Source organism: Agaribacterium haliotis, assembly GCF_002312815.1.
GTDB lineage: Bacteria > Pseudomonadota > Gammaproteobacteria > Pseudomonadales > Cellvibrionaceae > Agaribacterium > Agaribacterium haliotis.
On record NZ_NKQJ01000003.1, the window covers coordinates 223,680 to 243,484 of the forward strand.

A 19,805-nucleotide genomic window follows, 5' to 3' on the forward strand; every position below is an offset into this window, starting at 1 on the left:
AGGCATTGTTAAGTCTTAGAGCTGTCCGTTGCTATCGCCATTAAAATACCAAAAGCAAGCATTAGAGTCACAAGTGACGTACCGCCAAGACTGACCAGCGGCAGCGGCACCCCGACAACAGGCAAAAGGCCACTGACCATGGCAATATTGACAAAAACATAGACAAAAAACGTTAAAATAAGACTGCCTGCAAGCAGGCGATTAAAGCTATTTTTGGCATTCCAGGCAATAAACAAACCGCGCATAATGATCGCCAGATAAAGCCCCAGCAAAGCCAGCACACCGACAAAACCAAATTCTTCGGCCAGCACCGCAATAATAAAATCGGTGTGACTCTCGGGTAAAAAATCGAGCTGGCTTTGGCTGCCGTTTAACCAGCCTTTGCCTTCCATACCACCGGAGCCGATGGAAATTTTTGCCTGGATCGTATTCCAGCCATCGCCAAAACGATCGGCTTCGGGGTTAAACAAAGTAAGAATTCGGCGCTTCTGATAGCCCTGTAAAACAAAGTTCCATATTGGCCAGGCACTCGCAGCGAGCAACAAAGCGCTGCCAAAAATGTAGCGCCAGCGCAAACCGGCCAAAAACAACACAATCAAACCCGAGGCCGATATCAAAATCGAGGTGCCGAGATCCGGCTGTTTTAATATCAACACTGCCGGCAACGCAATAATCATCAAACTGGCCAGCACGTGCTTAAACTTCGGCGGCAACATACGCGAAGAAAAATATGCAGCAACCGCAACAGGCACCGCAATTTTCAGCGCCTCAGATGGCTGAAAACGAATAAAACCCAAGCTGATCCAACGCTGAGCCCCTTTCGCCTGAACACCAATCACATACACCAAAATCAACAAAATAATGCCGATACCGTAAAACCACGGCGCCCAGCGAGCGAGAATTTTCATGTCGATCTGAGCCACGGTAAACATCGCGCCGTAGGCAATAATGTAAAAAGCGACCTGGCGCTTGACCATGCCGGTGCTCTGGCCGCTGCCGCTGTAAAGCACCAACAAACCAAAAAAAGTCAGCATCAATAACAGCAGCAACATAATCGGATCGATGTGCAAGCGGCGCCAAAACCCTTCACCGCGGGCAAAGTGCGCGGCCGAATCGGGTAGTTGACGTAAAAAGTCCGTGCTACTTTGCATCGGCAAATTCCAGCGGGAAGCGGTTGGTCAGGTAACTTTTCATCACAGCTTTGGCAACGGCGCCGGCCTCGCTCGACTTTTCACCGTTTTCAATCACAACAGCGACGGCAATGCGCGGGTTTTCAGCCGGGGCAAAACCGACAAACAGGGCGTGATCGCGGTGGCGCTCCAGAAGCGCTTCACTGTCGTATTCCTCTTCCTGCGCAATCGACACCACCTGCGCGGTGCCGGTTTTACCGGCCATCGTAAAGTTTAAATCCCGGTTTAACGACTGCGCCGTGCCGCGCGGGCTGTGCACAACGTCTTTCATACCTTTTAGCACTTGGGCCCAGTTTGCATCTTTGCCTTCATAAGTGCTGCGCACGGTCATTTGCGTGCTTTCGCCGGCAATGCTCTTGGCCAGGCGCGGCTCAATAAAACGCCCCTTATTGGCCATCGCTACAGTCATTGCAGCGAGCTGCAAAGGCGTTGCCAGCACATCCCCCTGGCCGATGCTCATATTTAAACTGTTGCCCGGGTACCAGTTCAGGCCGCGCACATTTTTCTTCCAGGCCCGCGACGGCCACAGCCCCTTGCGCTCGCTCGGCACATCGATATTTGTGTGCTGGCCAAGGCCAAAATAATTGCCGAACTCGTGCATTTTGTCGACCCCCATACGCTTGCCGAGATCGTAAAAAAACACATCACAGCTTTCGACGATGGCCTGGTGCAAACCGACCTTGGCGCCGTGTCCACCGCGCTTCCAGTCGCGATAAAGGCGCTCGTCGTTTTCCAGTTGATACCAGCCCGGATCGGGCACGCGGGTAAATTCACTGATAATGCCGTATTCGAGCCCGCCGAGGCCAAGCATGGGTTTTAAGGTCGAACCGGGTGGGTACTGAGCCTGAATGCTGCGATTAAACAGGGGTAAGTCGAGGTTGTCATTTAGCGCGCGGTAGTCGCGACTGCTGATACCGGTGACAAATAAATTGGGGTCAAAGGCCGGTGCACTGAGCATCGCCACCACGCCGCCGCTGTCGACATCAATGGCCACCACTGCGCCCCGGCGCCCGGCCATCGCTTCAGACGCGGCCTTTTGCACGTCGACATCCAAAAACAGTTCAATATCCGAGCCCGCCTGCGGCGGCTGTGCATCCACTACACGCAGCGCCCGCCCGCGGGCATTGGTCTCAATTTTTTCCTGGCCGACAGAACCGAGCAGGACCGACTCGTAAAACTTTTCGAGGCCGATTTTACCGATGCTGTCGGTACCGGCGTAGAGCCGCTTCTGCTCGTCATCAAAGCGATTCTGCTCGCGCTCGTCGATGCGACCAACGTAACCACCAACGTGGGAAAACAGCTCGGCATAGGGGTAGTAGCGCACCAGCTGCCCCTGCAACTCGACCCCGTCGAGACGGTGTTCGTTGACGGCAATGCGCGCAAGCTCTTCATCGCTGAGATTGTATTTGAGCGCCACCGGCTGATACGGGCGGCGGCGCCACTTCAGCGCCTTGTGAAAATTCTCGAGGTTGCGCTCACTGATATCGACAAGCTTGCCTAGCTCGGCAAGCGTCTCATCCAGGTTTTCAACCCGCTCAACCACTATGCTCAGCGTGCTCACCGCTTTGTTTTCTGCAATGATGCGGCCGCGCGCATCAATCAGCAAACCGCGGTTCGGCGCCACCGGTCTTAACTGGATTCGATTGTTATCACTTTGCGTAACAAAATCCCGGTGCTGCTTTATCTGCAAATCGTGAAAACGAAAGATCAACACCGTCAGCGCAGCAAATACCAGCACCAGCGAAACCACCACGCGGCGTTTAAATAGGCGCTGCTCGTAGGCGTGATCTTTAAACTGGTGGTGGTCGCTTTCGTGGGCGCTTTTATTCATACCAGCCTCGGGCTTCGCCGCCTATAAGTCCGCACTATTTGTGATAGGGGTGGCCATTGTTAATTGTCCAGCCACGATAGAGCTGTTCAATTAAAACGATGCGAACCAGCGGGTGAGGAAGCGTTAAATCAGACAGCGAGAGCTTTTGATTGGCCCGTTGCAGACAGCGCTCGGCAAGCCCGTCGGGGCCGCCGATCACAATCGCAATATCCTGGCCGAGCTGCTGCCAATTAAGCATATTTTTCGCAAGCGCCTGAGTATCGGTTTTTTTGCCGAGCACATCGAGCGCAACAACGTGAGCAGAGCGCGGCAAAGCCGCAAGAATTTGCTCAGCTTCCTGATTTTTGAGTTTTTCAACATTGGCATTATTGCCGCGTTTGGCGACCGCCAACTCCTTGAGCTGGGGTTTCCACTCGCGGGGCAGGCGCTTTTCATATTCGCCAAAACCCTGCTGGACCCAAGCCGGCATTTTGGTGCCTACGGCAATAATGCTGAGTTTCATTCTTCGTTTTTACGTGTCGCCGGCTCCAGCGACCAGAGTTTTTCAAGCTCGTACAGATCGCGAGCGCTCTGCTGCATCACGTGCACAACCATTTCACCAAGATCGACCAGCGCCCACTCACCCTCGTCGAGGCCTTCATAGCCCAGGGGCCGAAAACCGGCTTTTTTGCAATCTTCAACCACGTTGCTGGCGAGCGATTTCACGTGGCGACTTGAAGTGCCTGTGGCAATTACCAAGGTATCCATAACATCGCTGAGTTCGCGAACATCCAGAACGGTTACATCTTGAGCTTTTAAATCATCGAGCGCGTCTTCAACGACGGCCTGTAAAGAGTTAGGCATAGTTTCCTGTACTCGTTATAAAAATTGTTTAAGCCCCGCGATAAAGTGAACGTTGTTTAATCACTTTCAAAACCGCCGGGCTAATCATTGTTGTCAGTTTGTTGTCGTCGACGCCGCCGGCCATCAAGGAGCGAAGCTCTGTCGACGACAGCGGCCACTCGGCCATATCCAGGCGGGCGATGGCACCCGCCGGGTGTGCGGCCAACTGCGCGGCGGCAACTTCTCTGTTGGCCAGTTCTTTGGCGACCGGGCTGGAATCGAGCTGGCGATATCCCGGCCTCGCGGCAACGGCAAAGTTGCCCAGCAAAAACAGCTCGCGCCAGCGGTGCCAGCGATCGAGGTTTTGTAAACTGTCCCAGCCAATCACAAAAATCAAACTGGCCGAGGGCCCAAGCTCAGCTCGCAACTCGCTTAAACTTAGCTGCGAGTATGACGGGCCGCGGCGTTTGATTTCTCTATCGTCAAGCCGGTAGCGGCGATCATCAGCTTCTTCTATAGCCGCCTGCAACATGGCCATACGCGCACCAGCATCGGCACGTGTTTGCGCTTTGTGCGGCGGTTCGGCACAGGGCAAAAAACGCAGCTCACTCGCTGCACACTGCTCGAGTGCGGCTGCGGCAAGTGCTAAGTGGCCGCGGTGCGGCGGATCAAAACTTCCGCCGTAAATTGCGATGCACTTGTTAGCTGCCACGTTGCGCCACTCTTTATCCTCTACCCTCTTGCCTTCTAGCCTTGACCCGCTTTAAGACTCTTAGGCTTTTAGCTTCGCTCAGCTGGCGATAACGCAAGCTTTAAAAACGCTGCAGCTAATTGCGAATATGGCCATCGCCCATCACCACCCACTTCTGCGAAGTCAGGCCTTCAAGCCCCACCGGGCCGCGAGCGTGAATTTTGTCGGTGCTGATGCCAATCTCTGCGCCCAAACCGTATTCAAAGCCATCGGCAAAACGTGTCGAGGCGTTGATCATCACCGAAGCGCTGTCTACTTCGGCAATAAAACGGCGCGCGAGCGTGTAGTTTTCAGTAACGATGCTATCGGTGTGTTGAGAGCTGTGCTGATTAATATGATCAACGGCCTCATCAAAACTGCTGACGATTTTTATTGCCAGAACAGGCGCGAGATATTCGGTATCCCAGTCTTCGTCACTGGCCACTTCGATGCCCGGCAACAGCGCCTGGGTCTTGCTGTCCCCGCGCAGCTCGACACCTTCGGCATCATAAGCCTTGCGAAGTTCCGGCAAAACGTCAGCGGCAACGGCGTCGTGTACCAACAAGGTCTCCATAGCGTTGCAGACCCCATAGCGGTGCGTTTTGCTGTTCAGGGCAATATCGTGAGCTTTTTTAAGGTCGGCGTGCTGATCAATATAAACGTGGCAAATGCCGTCGAGGTGTTTAATCACACTGACCCGGGCATCGTTGCTAATGCGCTCGATCAAGCCACGGCCGCCGCGCGGTACGATCACATCAACGTATTCAGGCATCGTGATCAGGCTGCCGACAGCGGCTCTATCGGTGGTTTCAACCACCTGCACAGCTTCACCAGGCAAACCCACCTGCTGCAAACCGGCGGCAATGCACTTGGCGATGGCCTGATTGCTGTGAATAGCCTCTTTGCCACCGCGCAATATGGTTGCGTTGCCCGCTTTTAAACACAGGCTCGCAGCATCGATGGTCACATTCGGGCGACTCTCATAGATAATGCCAATTACGCCAAGCGGCACACGCTTTTTGCCAACTTGAATGCCCGATGGGCGCTTTTTCATGTCGGTGATTTCGCCGCAGGGATCGGGCAGGGCCGCAACCTGGCGCAGGCCCTCTATCATGCCGTCGATGCGCTCGTCATTGAGCTCGAGGCGATCGAGCAGGGCCGCATCGAGTCCGGCTTCGCGACCGGCCGCCAGATCGCGTTGATTTTCAGCGCGAATCAAAGCTCGCTGAGCATCGATCTGCCCGGCTATGGCCAACAGAGCATTGTTTTTATCAGCCGTACTGGCACTGAGCATTTGGCGCGAAGCTCTGCGAGCTTTTTTGCCAAGTTCAATCATGTAATCGGTAACGTTCATGGATGTTCGTAGCAGTTGCTATGAGGAAATCGGCCATTATAGCGCGGCTAAGGCAAGGGGCACAGGGGCTTGCTGAACAACAGCGACTTTTCAGCAACAAAGTCGCACGACAGCCCTCGCTCGGCATTCACTTAAAAAACCGAAGCAAGCTAAGTGAAGGCGCTTAAAAGTGCGCGCGGGCAAAGTCGAGCTTGCTGCTGCGGCTCATCAGCTCGGGTTTGTTAATAAGTTCGATCGCCTTAAGCCTCGGAATCAGACCCGCGCCATTGGCAATCTGTATGCTAAGACCCGGGCGCGCATTCAGCTCAAGCAGGGTTGGCCCGGCGTGCTGATCAATCACCAAATCGACACCGAGATAACCCAGGCCGCTAATTTCCTGGCAGGCCATGGCTAACTCAAGCAACCTGTCCCAGTGCGGCACAGAAAGAGACATAAGATCGACGCCGGTATCGGGGTGCACATCAATAACATCATCGTTTTGCACAGCGTTGATAGCCCGGCCGCTGTGTATATCGAGCCCCACACCAATAGCGCCCTGATGCAGGTTGGCCTTGCCGTGAGAGGCCGAGCAGGCCAGGCGTATCATTGCCATTACCGGAATACCGCGAAAAACAATAACACGAATATCCGGCACCCCCTGAAAACTGTAATTTTCAAGTGAGCTTTCTGGCCTGAGCAGCGACTCAACCATGGCCACATCCGTGGCTCCGCCGAGAGAAAACAAGCCGGCGAGTATGTTGCTGACATGGCGCTGCAGCGCAGCCAAAGACAGCCACTCGCCGCTGCTTTTGCAAAACTCAAGGCTGTTATTGTCGCTGAGCCGGCTGTCGGTGATCACCAAAATGCCCTTGCCACCGGAGCCCTTGGCCGGTTTGATGCAAAACGCGCTGTGTTTGGCGAGCAGCTCGGCCAGGCTGCGCACATCGTGCTGATTGTCGACCACACCGATCAGCTCGGGCGTGGTCAGGCCAAATTCCAGGGCCAACTGTTTGGTCAAGAGCTTGTTGTCGACCGTCGGATACAGAGCGCGGTCGTTGTAGCGGCTAATGTAGTGGTGGTTGCGCCGGTTCATGCCGAGCACACCCTGAGATTTTAAGCTGAGCCAGCGCCGCCACCACAGAGCAATCACTTGCGCTTCACCAGTGCATAGAAGCGGTGTAATTCAAACAGGCGATAGCCGGTGTAAGTGCCAAGCAGCAGCACCAAAGCCATAATCACCAACTGCAAACCGAGGAAGTTAAAGGTCAGGTGCTGCACGTAGTGATTCATCATTAAAGCGTAAGTGATGACCGCGGTAAAAAGCGATCCGCCAACCTGCGTCAACACTTCGCGCCCGCCCTCTTCTTCCCACAAGATACTCATGCGCTCGATGGTCCAGCTCAAAATAATCATCGGGAAGAAGCTGATTTTAAGACCTTCGGTCCAACCGAGCTGGTAACTGAGCACCGCGAGCACGGCAATCAAGATAATCACCGAAATAATCACCGTAGATATGCGCGCAACAAGCAACAGGTTTAACTGACTGAGATAACCGCGAATAAGTAAGCCAACACCGACAATCAATACAAAACCGATCAGGCCAGTAATTAGCGAGGTCTGAATAAAGGCGATAGCAATCAGCACTGGCATAAAAGTACCAGCGGTCTTAATGCCTATTAAGATGCGCAGCAAGCAAACCACCAGCACGCCAATCGGGATCAACAAAATGCCCTTAAACAGCGCCTGCTCAGACAGCGGCAACAGGTGAATGGAAAAGTCTCTAAGCCCCGAACTGTGATCGCGGCGCTGATTGATAATATCCCGCACTGGCAACTTTTGCTCGAGCACAGAAAACGATACGCGCGAATAGCGCCCACCGATCACATCCAACACCGGCTCAGAGCGGTACTCCCACAAGAGAAGTGACTGTTCACTTACAGGCAGGCCCGCATAAGGGTCTATCAGCAGATACTCGTCGTCGCTAAAGACTTGCAGGTACTTCGACAACTGCGAGCGGCGGCGGCCGTCTTCCAGCTCCAGCGCCTCGACTATTCGCGCCGGCACACCGGCCTCACTGAGCAGCGCCACCAGCCACTGCTCACGGCTTGCGCCCTGCTTTAGCAAGGCCGCAGCTTCCCCCTGCTGATTAAACTCGCGCACCAGCTCGCGGCTCAAGGTGGCGGCATCGGCACTGCGCTGGCGAGCTTCGGCTAACAATTCGCGCGCGACGGTAATCTGCGGGCCGCTGCCCGTTAACAGCGGGCTGCGCTCGAGTAGCGGTGCCGTCTGTTTAACGCTGAGGTCTGCGTCGCTGACAAATTCGGCTCGGTAATATAGCACCTGAGCGCCGCTGGCCTGCCTGACCGACCACTCGGCGCGGCGCACCCCGTCTTTGTGGGCAAAAGCCAAACCGTAGCCGGGGCTTGCGGTAAATTCTGAAATAAGCTCTTTGCCGGTCTGCGCATCGGGCAGGGCCAGGGAAACCAGAGCCGGCTCGCCGGTGCCATTAAACTCAACCATGGCCTCGACCGACCACACTTGCTGCTGTTCACCGGGCAACCACGGAACCTGGAAGTTGTGATGGCGCTGCCAAGTTAAACTGATACCGCTAATCAGCAATATCAGCACAAGGATATACAGTGGCGTTTTGCTGTGTCTCATTTGAGCTCGCCAGCGGCTTCAGCAGACCCGGCCTGCACTTGGGTGTCGCCGGCGCTGAGACTCAGATAGTCACTGTTGCGCTCAACGGTGTATTTCAGGCTGACATCAACCAAAGCCATATCGGTTAAAAAATTGCGACCGAGCACAACATGGGGGTTGTCGCGCTTGCGCGCCAGCACCATAAACTTGATGCTTTCATCAATGCTCGCCAACTCAATGGGCAAGCTGACAACCGCGCCTTTGGCACTGGCGCCTAAGTAGCGCACTTTTTCAGAACCGAGCACGGGGCTCTCCAACTGCTTATTAAGCAGGAAAAAGCGCAGCCAGGGCTCGCCGTCCCGCTCAAAGTGGGTAATGTCATCGGCGTAGATCAAACTCATCTCTAGGGCGGTATCGAGCTGGGCCGAAAAATAACTGGCGGCGGGCTTTAGCCAGAGCCACTCAACTCGACCGAATATCGGCTTCTGTAGCTCAACGCCGGCAGGCTCGGGCGCAGCCGACGGCGATTGCACCTGCTCAGGGCTCGGTTTGGGCTCAGCGACTTGCTGCAGTGCCTTGACACTCTGGTTTAACGAGACAAGGGCCTCAGCCAGCTGGGCCTGGCCGGAGCGCAAGTCGGCCAGCTCCCGACTCAACTGTTCGTGGCTGCCATCCTGGTGCTGCTGGATAAGGCGCAGGGTTTGTTCATGAGCGCTGTTGTCAGCCGGCTCAGGTTTTAAGCCGAGCCACGAGCAGGCACTCAGCGCAGAGATCACCAGCCCCCAAAAGCCGGCGCGACAAAAACTAGTGACACACAGTGCCCTGCGGGCAGGGCTTGCAATAAAGCGCCAAACGCGCTGCGAAGAGAGATGCAGTATCGAACAAAAAAAACGCATTGAGCACGCAAAAAATCTAAGCCTAATAACGGGCCACCTTTGTACCTAATGTGTGTCGCCATGGCAACGAACACTGTGAGCTTTTTCTTTCAGCTCAAGCCCCGGGCCACTAAATTCAGACCTAGTTCAGGTTTCAAGCCCCAAACTGGCTTTAACGCTTGAACAGCCTCAGGAGCCATCACATGAAAAACCTTGTCGCCACCCTCTGCCTGCTCGGAGCAGGCCTCAGCCCGAGTATCGATGCCCAGGCAAAACACTACAACGACCTGGCCACCGTGACTCGTGTCAGCCCCGTATATGAAACCGTCGAACGCCGAGTACCGAGCGAACACTGCTGGACGGAGCGTGTCGCTCTTGAGCGCCGCGACTCGCGCTCGGCCACACCAACCCTTGTTGGCGGCATTATCGGCGGCGTGATTGGCAACGAAGTCGGCCGCGGTGGCGATAATAAAAAAATCGGTGCCGTCGTCGGCTCCCTGCTCGGTGCAAGCATTGCCAACGATGTCAGCCGGCGCTCGCGCCAGCACAAAGCTGGTTATCAGTACCTTGAACGCTGTGAAACAACGCACCATATAGAAAGTGAAGAGCGCTTAAAAGGTTATGACGTCGATTACCGCTACCACGGCCGTCACTATTCAACGTTTAGCCGCAAACACCCCGGTAAAAAAATCCGCGTTGCTGTCGATGTTCGCCCGGCCCTGCACTAGTGGCCGCCAGAAAAACTTAGTGCCGAGCACGCCGCTAAGTTCTCAACAAGGCCGCAAGCGCAAGGTACTGAATACAAACAAACTTAGCTCGGAGCGAGCTTCTGGCGTAGAATTGAAGCCTAAACTGAACTGGAAACAACTATGTCTTGTCGCCTCGCTCTAAGTCTACTTCTGGCTATATCTTTAAGTGCACTAAGCCCCGTGGCTTTGGCGCAGATGAGCAAGGCCGAGGCCGCCGCTGAAGCTAAAGCCAAGTACGGCGGCAAGGTGCTCAATGTCAAAGCGACCGGCAGTAGCAACGGTAAAAACCACTACCAGGTTAAGTTGCTTCTTAAAAACGGCAAAGTGAAAACCGTCACCATCAGTGGCTAAGAGAAGAATATGCGGCTGTTAATTGTTGAAGACGAGCACGCCATCGGCAAGCAAATCCAAGACTTCTTTGAAGGCGAAGGCATGGTTGTCGACTGGGCTCAAAATGGCACAGACGGCGCGTACTTTAGCCGAGAGTACGAGTACGAGCTGGCCATCATCGACCTCGGGCTACCCGGCCAGGACGGCATGAGCATTATCCGCGATATGCGCAAACTCGGGCGCAGCTGCCCGGTGCTCATCCTCACCGCGCGCGGGGATTGGCAAGACAAGGTTGAAGGCCTTGAAGCCGGCGCCGACGACTACCTTGTCAAACCCTTTCATATCGAAGAGCTGCGCGCGCGCGCCAATGCACTGATTCGACGCGCTGCCGGGCACGCCCACAACGTGATGGAATTTGGCGAGCTGAGCATAGATCGCAGCGCCAAACTCGCGCGTATCGCCGGCACACAAATCGAGCTGACATCTTACGAATTTAATACGCTTGAATATCTCGCATTAAATAAAGACAAAGCCGTTAGCAAAAGCGAGCTGACCGAGCACCTCTACCACCAAGACTACGAGCGCGACAGCAACGTTATTGAGGTATTTATCGGCCGCCTGCGCAAAAAACTCGCCCCGCTCGATGTAATAAAAACCGTGCGCGGCCAGGGTTACCGCTTTTCACCTCAATGAAAAACAGCTCGCTGGTCCGCCGACTCTGGCTCGCCTCCGCCGCCGTTTTGCCGCTGTTTGTCGGCATCAGCGCCTGGACGCTGAACCGCATCTACGTCGACAGCCTGCACAACAGCGAGCGCGAAGCGCTGCTGGCACAGATTTACGCACTGATTGCGGTTGCCGACCTCGAGCTCGATGCCGACAAACACCAGGTTAAACTCGCCCTGCCCGCAGCGCTTGCCAACCCCCGCTTTGAAACCCCCGAGTCCGGTCTCTACGCGCGCGTGCTCAACCACCGGGGGCAGGTCATATGGCAGAGCAATTCGCTCGAGATCAGCGAGCTGCATTTTTTCCGCCCGCCGCTGGGGGAACCTGGCCAGGCGCTGCCGCGCCACTTCTATTACAACGATAGCAACTGGCGCGCGCTGAGTTTCACCACATTGTGGGAACTCGACAATCAAGAATACAGCTTCCAGTTTGACGTGATTCACTCCCAGCGGGAAAAGCTCGCCGAGATATACAACTACCAGCAACATATGCTGCGCTGGCTCGGCGGCATGACCTTGCTGCTTATCGCCCTGCAAATCGTTATTGCGCGCTGGAGCCTGAAACCGCTTAAACGTCTCGCCGGCGAAATTGAAGCCATCGAGTCCGGGCAAATACAGCGGCTAAGCGAGCGCTACCCCGACGAAATTCAACCGGTTACCTTGAGCTTAAACAAATTAATCAGCAGTGAAGAACAGCAGCGCGAGCGCTATAAAAATGCCCTCGGCGATCTTGCCCACAGTTTAAAGACGCCACTGTCGGTGATTCGCGCCCAACTTGAGCACAACAGCCAAAAAGACAAGCTGGTCGACGAACAAGTGCAGCGTATGAGCAGCATTATCGAGCACCAGCTAAAGCGAGCCAGCGCCGAAGTAAAAACCTTGTTTAATCAGCGCTGCGATATCGAAACCATCAGCCGGCGTATCTGCGCTGCACTAGGCAAGGTCTATGCACAGCAGCAAACAGACTTTGATATAAGCATTGAAGCGGGCCTTAGCTTAAATATGCAGGAGAACGACCTACTCGAGCTGCTCGGCAACCTACTTGAAAACGCCTGCAAGTACGGCCGCGGCCAGGTCAAAATCAGCGCTCAACGCTGCGCAGAGCAACAGGTACTGCTTTGTATCGAAGACAATGGCCCCGGCATCGATGACAGTGTTAGCCAAGCGGTACTCGAGCGCGGCGCCCGCGCCGACACCGGCAAACAGGGCCAGGGCCTGGGACTTGCGATTGCAATCGACATCGTCAGCGCTTATAACGGTAGCCTCAGCATTAAGCAAAGCGGCCTAGGTGGCGCTTGCTTTGAAATCCGCCTGCCCAGCGCAAGCTAATTCGCGCACAGGCTAAGTAAACTAAGCCCGAGTCAATGCACAGCAAACTAGCCCTGTTACACAGCCCCGTATTTAAATTTTTACGCCGCGCCCAGCTGGCCTTGGCCATGCTTATTTATTGTGTATTACTGCTGCTTCCTCAACAGAAGTTGCAAGGGGCCAGCTTTAACGACCTATGGCTGCACGGCGTGGGGAATTTTTTGCTGTTTTGCTCTTTGTGGCTCGCTTTTGACGACAAGCCGCGACGTATTTATTTACTGCTGTTTACCATTAGTTTCTCAGCGTTGATGGAGCTGGTACAGAGTTTGGGCAGCCGCAGTGGCTCGTGGAGCGATTTGGCCGCAAACAGCGGCGGCGCCTTCGTTGCTTTTTTATTCTGCGCCTTGCTCGACTTGCTCTTTGACTATTGGGACAGGCGAAATCACAGGCTGTAAACTGCCCGCCGCTTGCGGCGGCCTGCCAGTGCGCAAACGGATATGCAAAATTTAGCGAGCGAAGCACTTAAGCCAAAAACAAATAAATACCACCGCGTAAGCCTGGCAATACTGCTAAGTGCTGCTGCAGGCTTAACGGTATTCTCACTGCTGCCGTGGCAGCAGCTTGCAGCCTTATTTTTGTTATTGCTGTGCAGCGAACTCTATCGCAAAGCGCCGCGCGCTCAAGGCTGGGCTATCGCCGGCCTATCCTGGCTAGGCACTGTTGTCACCGCACTGTTTATCGGCCTCTATAGACCAGAGGGTTTTGATTACCCGGTAGTGATAAATGAGCAAGTACTGCACAAGGACGGCAAAGTATTTTCACTGTACTTTAATACGGCTCAACTGCTTGCAGGTTTTATTCTGTTAGTTCAACTAGGCCCTGCAGCCAGCTACGGGCGGATATGGCTGCGCGCCCAAAGTATACATATGCTTTTACTTGGCCTTGGTTTAAGTGCTGTAATTTTATTTGCCGCAAGTTATCTGCTTAAGCTAGAGCTGCACATCAAACACGCAGGCCTTTGGCTCAGTTTTACAATTATCAATGTACTGTGCACCTGCATCGCTGAAGAAAGTTTTATTCGCTTAGTAATACAGCGCCAGCTCGGGCGCGTGAGCGAAAAACTAAGCCTGTGGCTGCATCTGAATAAAAGCAAATACTTGTTGGTTGAACTTGTGCCGCTGGCGCTCACCACCTTGGTGTTTGCAGCCGTGCACCCGATTATCAGCTGGCAGTTGAGCGCTGTTTTTCTAGGGGCCGGCCTGCTCTACGGCCTGCTTTATAGCTTGAGTAAAAATATCTTCACAGCCATCGCGGTGCACGGCTTAGTGAACAGCCTGCACTTTCTGCTGCTGAGCTACCCCATTGTTTGATTTGGGTACCAGATAGCGCCGCAACCACGGCAACATCAATAAGCGCGGAAGCAGCAAAAGCGAACCGAGCAGCGAAACAAACATCGCAAAACCCGTTAACAAACCAAAATAAATGGTCGGGATAAAGCGGCTCAGCACCATAATGCCAAAACCAAAAATGATAATAACCGCGGTGTAATACATCGCCCGACCTATGGACAAGTGCGAGCGACGCATCGCCGCTAAAGCATCCCCGTCCAAGGCCAGTTCGCCGCGATAGCGGTGAATATAGTGAATTGTGTGGTCGACACCAATGCCGACGGTAATCGCCGCAACCGTAATGGTCATCATATCCAGCGGTATGCCCAGCCAGCCCATGCCGCCGAGCACATAAAACGCAGCAGCGATGTTTGGAATAATTGCAATCGTGGCCAGAACAAACGATTTAAACAGCAGCGCCAACATTAAATAAATTGCCAGAAATACAACCGCCAAAGTTAAAATCTGCGAGCTAAATAAACTTTGCAACATATTGTTGTAGAGCACTAACAGGCCGGTCATACGGCTTTGCTCTTTCGCAAAGGGGGCTGAATCCGCGATATGTTTTTGAATGCGCTGAACAAATTCCGAGCGACTAAGTCCGGGATAGGTATCAATCACCCTCAGCGTCAACCGCGTCTGCATGCCATCTTCAGAAAGGTAGGGGGAAATTAACACACTGCGCACGTCGTCACTTAACACGCGCTGCATTAGGGCCAGCTCAAAATCGTTTAAGCTGCCGTTAATATCCCGCCCAACTTTATAAAGTGTTGCAAGGCTCTGTACTTTGCCGACCTCGGGCAAACTTTCTAAATAATCGTGCAGCCACTCTACCTGCTTTAGGCCGCCGACTGTCATCCAGTAGCTGGACATATTATCGCCAGTTTCAGAAAAAGGGTCATCTTCGGCAAACTCGTCAAAGTCATCACCGGCAAAACTTTCGTCGGCAAAGGCATCGTCAAAACCGTCGCCCTGCTCAGCCCAACTTTCATCGGCAAAGTCATCGTCGGCAAAGGCCAGGTCTTCGTCTATGCGCAGGCTCTGCTCAGCGGCGTTGATCACCAAGTCGAGACTAATGGTGCCGCCGAGCTTATTGTCAATCACCGTCAAGCCCTGATAAATCTCTGTTTTCTCGTGGAAATAATCAACAAAACGGTTTTCAACTTGCAGCTGTTTTATTCCCCAAAGCGCCAACAAAAACAGCGCGGCAAAACTTACCACGATGAGTCGGCCGTGGCGCTCGACAATACAGGCAAAATAATAGGTAAACGGCGGCGAGCTCGGCGAAGTTTCAACGATACCCGCCCGATGCTGACGCGGGAACAAGGTCAACGCTGCTGGCAGTATTAAAAAAGCCAAGCTCAGCGCAACGCCCAGGCCGAGGGTCATCATCCAGCCAAAATCAATAACTGGCCGTATACCACTGACCACCAGTGATGCAAACGCAACAATTGTTGTCACCGCCGTATAAAAACACGGCCGCGCCATAAACATAACGGTTGCTTTAACAAGTTTTCGGTTGGGCCACAGCGGGTGCTGCTGCTCCAGTTCGCGGTAGCGAACCACCAAGTGAATAATGATCGACAGCGAAATAATTAATAGCAGCGCAACAAAGTTTGACGAGATCACCGTCAGGCGCCAGTCGAGCCAACTGACGTAACCGAGCATCATCAACACGGCCGTCAAGCAGCAGAGCATAGGAACAAAAACAAATTTCCAGGCGCGAAAGATTAACGCAAGCACAGCGATCATAAACAGTACAACCGCAATGCCAAAAACAAGTAAATCGCTTTGAATAAAAGCAATCATATCGGCGGCGATCATGCTCACCCCACCGACAAAAATCTGCGCCCTATCCTGATAACGGGCGACAATTTCACGCACCTGTTTAACTCGTAAACGGGCCTCGGCATCGGCGCGGGTGCGGGCCTGTAAATAGGCCTGTTCAACATCGGCCAGGGCTGAGGCATGCTCTGGATTTTGAGCATAGTCAGCGCGCAAGCGGTCGCGCCGACGAACCAGCTCTAATAATTCGTGATCAACTTTTAAGTTTAATTGCAAAGCCGTGGTCTGCCCCTGCGGCCCGAGTATCAGCTTTTTGTAGATGGGGCTGGTCCAAAACTCTTTGCGCGCCAGCTGGTAATCAACCTTGCTTTTACCGAGCGTACGAGGGTTCATTGCCAATTCGGCCAGACTCTGGCGCGGACTAAACAGCAGCGGTACATTTAATATACTGTTGATACTTTGTACGCCTTCAACGGTGCTGAGCTCCTGCTGCAGCTGTGCCAACAGCGCCAGTGATGCGTCAGAAAATAGCTCGTGTTCCGGCTTAAAAGTCACAACAAGAAAATCGCCACTGTCAAAACGCTTGGAGACCTCCCGAAAAAACTCGAGGTCGCTGTCGTTTTCAAGCGTTAGAGAGTCGGCCGAGGCATCGAGCTTAAAATTAGGCAGGCCGGCCGCAAGAAACAGCGCCAGAGCCAGCAAACAAATAAGCACGCTCTTGGGATAATCGAGTACGGCCTTAAAATAGAACCGAGAAAGGCGGGCGCTGAGACTAATTTTCGTTTACTCCATTATTGGCAACGGCCGGCGCAAGCGCTATGCTTCTGCACCCTTCCAGTGGGCGCCTATTCTAAAAATTTTCCACAAAAAGCGCTATGGTGTAAATATAGATGAGCCTTTTTATGGCCGGAAGCTGCTTATAGCAACATGCTAAAACTACATTTTTGTGATCATCGTCAAGCAGACTTTTGGCTCACCGACGACCAGTATTATATTGGCCGCTCACAGAGCGACCAATTGCGTATTGACGATCTAAGCCTGAACGAAAGACACGCAGTCATTCAGTTGCGCAAAGGCCGCTTTTTACTCAAAGATCTCGCTTCAACCACCGGCACCTATGTCAACGGCCGCGCAATCAAACAACACTATCTGCAGCGCGGCGACATCGTGCGCATGGGCGAGGTTGAACTCGAAGTCATCGACCCCAGCTCAACCGCGAGCCGCTGGACCTTAAGTGCCAGCAACAGCTGGCTAATTGGCCAGGATTATCCACTTGGCGATGCCCAAAGCGAGCGCCGCTGGACCATTGGCCGCGCAACCGACTGCGACATTGTTATCCCAAGCAAGCACTTAAGCCGTCTACACGCTGTGCTTGAGCTCAAAAACGACCGGCTTTTTCTCCGCGACCTCGACTCGTCTAACGGCACCTGGGTCAATGACGAACGCATACTCGAATGTGAATTATACGCCGGCGATCAAATCAAGATCGACGTTTTCAGTTTTCAAGTCATCGGCCCCGGCGCTGAAAACAAGCGCATAAAAACGCATTCAAATAACGAAGCGAGTTTTGACAAGAGCATTACCGCACAACACGAAATCCCTCTGTGGCAAACACGCTCAACCTCACCGGGCAACCGGGTTCAGGAAGATCTCTACAAAAAGCGCTGGAGCGCCAGTATCGCAGCACTTTTTCTAATTTGCTGCTTTGCCGTCTGGCTCGCCTACCTCTTCTTAAGCTAGTTAGCTGCAATTAATTCGCGTCAATAGCCTTAAGTAAAACACACGTCTACATCTTGCTCTGTAACAGATTGTTACGCAAAGGCCACAGCGGCTTATTCGCCCCAGCGAGGCAACAACTGCTGCTCCAAACCGAGCTGATCAAGTATGCGCGCAACCACAAAATCAATCAGATCTTCGATGCTTTTAGGCTGTTGATAAAAACCGGGGCTGGCCGGCAGGATAACCGCACCGAGCTCACTTAGGGTCAGCATATTGCGTAAGTGTATGCTCGACAGCGGCGTTTCTCGCGGCACAATAATCAACTGGCGCCGCTCTTTCAGTGCAACATCGGCGGCGCGCTCGATTAAGTTATTGCTTGCCCCGCAGGCTATCGCACTCAAACAACCGCCACTGGCCGGGCAAATGACCATGGATCTCGGCGCAGAAGAGCCCGAGGCCACCGGTGAAAACCAGTCATCGCGAGAGTACAAAGTCAACTGTTCGGGCTCGGCTGAACTAAAGTGTTGCAGCTGGTGTTGCAAACCCTGGGTATCTTCGGCGAGCTGCAAGTGGGTCTCGGTATTGATCACAACACGCGCGGCCTGTGAAATCAGCAAGGCAATTTCACAATCTGCAGCAACCAGAGCCTGCAGCAGGCGCAAGCCATATTGCGCGCCGGAGGCGCCGCTCATTGCCAGAGTTATTTTGCGGGTCATATTTTTACCTCTTTAAGAGCCTCAGCCAAGCGCTTGGGCAAACCGCCAAAACCGCCATTGCTCATCATTACGATGTGCAGGCGCTGGCGCTTCTTAAGCTGCTCTTTTGCTACATCGAGGCAGGCCTCAAGCACACTTTGATAGTCGCCAAACACTTCTGCGCCGGCATCGCTGCGCACCACATAATCACTCAAAGACCAGGGCATGCTCTGATCGTCGATCCAAAAACACAGGTCGGCAAGTTCCGCCGAGTTTTTTAAGCGCTCGGCATGTACGCCCAACTTCATGGTGTTGGATCTCGGCTCGATTACCGCAAGTATTTTTTCGTCGCCAACGCGCCTTTTCAAACCCTCCAAGGTCAGCGCAATTGCCGTTGGGTGGTGAGCAAAATCGTCGTACACACAAAGCCCCTTGTCGTCGTAGAGCAGCTGCATGCGCCTGGCGACACTGCCAAACTCGCCGAGCGCCTCACACGCGAGTGCCGGCTCAATACCAATGTGTCGCGCAGCGGCAATGGCGTGCACGGCATTTTGCAGGTTGTGCCGGCCGTCTAGTTGCCAGCTCAAAGTCGCAACGGCTCGCCCGCAAAAATAGATTTCGGCGTCGTTTGCCGAGTGCTCAAGCAGTTTATAATCCCATAGAGCCGACTCGCCACTGTCTTGCGTTTCAGTCCAGCAGCCCTGGGCCAGCACTTGTTGAATCGCCGTTTCAGCTTTTGGGCTAATAATCAGGCCATTGCCACTGACAGTGCGAAGCAAGTGATGAAACTGCTTTTGAATAGCCGCCAGGTCTTCAAAAATATCGGCGTGATCGTATTCCAGGTTGTTCAGAATTAAAGTCTGCGGGCGGTAGTGCACAAACTTGCTGCGCTTATCAAAAAACGCGGTGTCGTACTCATCGGCTTCAATCACAAAAAAGTCGCTTGTACCCAGCCTGGCCGACTGAGAAAAGTTTTGCGGTACGCCACCAATTAAGAAACCCGGCGCAAAACCTGCGTAATCAAGTATCCACGCCAGCATGGAACTGGTTGTGGTTTTGCCGTGTGTTCCGGCAACAGCGAGCACCCAGCGGCCCCTGAGAATATTGTCGGCAAGCCACTGCGGGCCGCTGGTATAGGGCAGAGCTCTGTTTAAGATCGCCTCCATCAGCTCATTGCCACGGCTCACGACGTTGCCGATCACCCAAATATCCGGCTCGAGCTTAAGCTGGTCGGCCGAATAGCCTTCGATCACATCAATACCAGCCTGCTCGAGCTGAGTACTCATTGGCGGGTAGACAGCACTGTCACAGCCGCTCACTTTAAAGCCAGCCTCCTTAGCTAAGCGCGCCAAAGAGCCCATAAAAGTGCCGCAAATTCCGACAATATGTATGTGTTGTGTCACCGTTTTTCCTTAAAGAAGCCTGAGCGATTCGTATATTCCTGCGGCAACAGCAACAAACATCCCGGCGCTGCCGCACAAGCGCGCCCATCATAACCGCCTACGCAGGCACATGCAGAACTTAGCGCAAACTGGCACTGAAGAGCTCAATGCAAGCGTCGATATTTTTTACATAAGCACCAAAGTACATGAACACCAAATGCCCACATAAGGAATTATGCGACAGCAGCAAAATAAGCAGCTAACAAATTTCAATGGCAGGCCGCTTTCTCATTTTCGTCTAAAGCC

19 protein-coding genes are annotated in these 19,805 nt (G+C 53.6%); 7 read left to right on the plus strand and 12 right to left on the minus strand.

Annotated features, from left to right (window positions below):
- Positions 1-8: 8 nt before the first annotated feature.
- From rodA to CFK45_RS05500, 9 genes are all read right to left on the minus strand, one after another.
- The gene (gene rodA / locus CFK45_RS05460; protein WP_096085413.1) at positions 9-1,151 is read right to left on the minus strand and encodes a rod shape-determining protein RodA; all 1,143 of its coding nucleotides are present in this window, start codon (positions 1,149-1,151) and stop codon (positions 9-11) included.
- Positions 1,141-3,021 carry a penicillin-binding protein 2 gene (gene mrdA / locus CFK45_RS05465; protein ID WP_096085414.1) on the minus strand — a complete coding sequence of 627 codons (1,881 nt, stop codon included), beginning with the start codon at positions 3,019-3,021 and terminating at the stop codon, positions 1,141-1,143. The genes rodA and mrdA overlap by 11 nt, the downstream gene beginning before the upstream one ends.
- A gap of 34 nt (positions 3,022-3,055) precedes the next feature.
- Positions 3,056-3,523 (minus strand): 23S rRNA (pseudouridine(1915)-N(3))-methyltransferase RlmH, encoded by a 468-nt coding sequence (rlmH, locus tag CFK45_RS05470; RefSeq protein ID WP_096085415.1) that lies wholly within the window; start codon positions 3,521-3,523, stop codon positions 3,056-3,058.
- Positions 3,520-3,864 carry a ribosome silencing factor gene (gene rsfS / locus CFK45_RS05475; RefSeq protein ID WP_096085416.1) on the minus strand — a complete coding sequence of 115 codons (345 nt, stop codon included), beginning with the start codon at positions 3,862-3,864 and terminating at the stop codon, positions 3,520-3,522. The genes rlmH and rsfS overlap by 4 nt, the downstream gene beginning before the upstream one ends.
- A 28-nt stretch (positions 3,865-3,892) precedes the next feature.
- Positions 3,893-4,555 carry a nicotinate-nucleotide adenylyltransferase gene (gene nadD, locus CFK45_RS05480; RefSeq protein ID WP_096085417.1) on the minus strand — a complete coding sequence of 221 codons (663 nt, stop codon included), beginning with the start codon at positions 4,553-4,555 and terminating at the stop codon, positions 3,893-3,895.
- A gap of 115 nt (positions 4,556-4,670) precedes the next feature.
- Positions 4,671-5,927 (minus strand): glutamate-5-semialdehyde dehydrogenase, encoded by a 1,257-nt coding sequence (locus CFK45_RS05485; RefSeq protein WP_096085418.1) that lies wholly within the window; start codon positions 5,925-5,927, stop codon positions 4,671-4,673.
- Positions 5,928-6,090: 163 nt separating this feature from the next.
- Positions 6,091-7,056 (minus strand): alpha-L-glutamate ligase-like protein, encoded by a 966-nt coding sequence (locus CFK45_RS05490; RefSeq protein ID WP_239923569.1) that lies wholly within the window; start codon positions 7,054-7,056, stop codon positions 6,091-6,093.
- Entirely contained in the window at positions 7,053-8,567 is a 1,515-nt protein-coding gene (locus CFK45_RS05495) for an inactive transglutaminase family protein (protein WP_096085419.1), read from the minus strand. The genes CFK45_RS05490 and CFK45_RS05495 overlap by 4 nt, the downstream gene beginning before the upstream one ends.
- The gene (locus CFK45_RS05500) at positions 8,564-9,442 is read right to left on the minus strand and encodes a putative ATP-dependent zinc protease (protein ID WP_096085420.1); all 879 of its coding nucleotides are present in this window, start codon (positions 9,440-9,442) and stop codon (positions 8,564-8,566) included. Before CFK45_RS05500 ends, CFK45_RS05495 begins: the two co-directional genes overlap by 4 nt.
- A gap of 182 nt (positions 9,443-9,624) precedes the next feature.
- Here CFK45_RS05500 and CFK45_RS05505 point away from each other — a divergent pair, with 182 nt between their 5' ends.
- The 6 genes from CFK45_RS05505 (at position 9,625) to CFK45_RS05530 (ending at position 13,900) form a co-directional block, all read left to right on the plus strand.
- The gene (locus CFK45_RS05505; RefSeq protein WP_096085421.1) at positions 9,625-10,149 is read left to right on the plus strand and encodes a glycine zipper 2TM domain-containing protein; all 525 of its coding nucleotides are present in this window, start codon (positions 9,625-9,627) and stop codon (positions 10,147-10,149) included.
- A 141-nt stretch (positions 10,150-10,290) separates the two neighbouring features.
- Entirely contained in the window at positions 10,291-10,521 is a 231-nt protein-coding gene (locus CFK45_RS05510; protein WP_096085422.1) for a hypothetical protein, read from the plus strand.
- 9 nt (positions 10,522-10,530) lie between these two features.
- Entirely contained in the window at positions 10,531-11,193 is a 663-nt protein-coding gene (locus CFK45_RS05515) for a response regulator transcription factor (protein ID WP_096085423.1), read from the plus strand.
- Positions 11,190-12,551: an ATP-binding protein gene (locus CFK45_RS05520; RefSeq protein ID WP_096085424.1), complete on the plus strand. Its 1,362-nt coding sequence runs from the start codon at positions 11,190-11,192 to the stop codon at positions 12,549-12,551. Before CFK45_RS05515 ends, CFK45_RS05520 begins: the two co-directional genes overlap by 4 nt.
- Positions 12,552-12,586: 35 nt before the next feature.
- On the plus strand, positions 12,587-12,985 hold the full coding sequence (locus tag CFK45_RS05525) for a VanZ family protein (RefSeq protein ID WP_096085425.1): 399 nt from the start codon (positions 12,587-12,589) through the stop codon (positions 12,983-12,985).
- A 42-nt stretch (positions 12,986-13,027) separates the two neighbouring features.
- On the plus strand, positions 13,028-13,900 hold the full coding sequence (locus CFK45_RS05530; protein ID WP_096085426.1) for a CPBP family glutamic-type intramembrane protease: 873 nt from the start codon (positions 13,028-13,030) through the stop codon (positions 13,898-13,900).
- On the opposite strand, the gene CFK45_RS05535 is transcribed toward CFK45_RS05530, so the two are convergent.
- Positions 13,853-16,417: an efflux RND transporter permease subunit gene (locus CFK45_RS05535; protein WP_096085427.1), complete on the minus strand. Its 2,565-nt coding sequence runs from the start codon at positions 16,415-16,417 to the stop codon at positions 13,853-13,855. The genes CFK45_RS05530 and CFK45_RS05535 overlap by 48 nt on opposite strands.
- 213 nt (positions 16,418-16,630) lie before the next feature.
- Here CFK45_RS05535 and CFK45_RS05540 point away from each other — a divergent pair, with 213 nt between their 5' ends.
- A complete protein-coding gene (locus CFK45_RS05540; RefSeq protein WP_096085428.1) occupies positions 16,631-17,443 on the plus strand; it encodes an FHA domain-containing protein in 813 nt (270 codons plus the stop codon).
- Between the two features lie 92 nt (positions 17,444-17,535).
- Here CFK45_RS05540 and CFK45_RS05545 read toward each other — a convergent pair whose 3' ends face one another.
- Positions 17,536-18,138 (minus strand): UbiX family flavin prenyltransferase, encoded by a 603-nt coding sequence (locus tag CFK45_RS05545; RefSeq protein ID WP_096085429.1) that lies wholly within the window; start codon positions 18,136-18,138, stop codon positions 17,536-17,538.
- Positions 18,135-19,520, minus strand: a complete 1,386-nt coding sequence (mpl, locus tag CFK45_RS05550; protein ID WP_204378423.1) for a UDP-N-acetylmuramate:L-alanyl-gamma-D-glutamyl-meso-diaminopimelate ligase — start codon at positions 19,518-19,520, stop codon at positions 18,135-18,137. Before mpl ends, CFK45_RS05545 begins: the two co-directional genes overlap by 4 nt.
- Positions 19,521-19,805 lie beyond the last annotated feature (285 nt).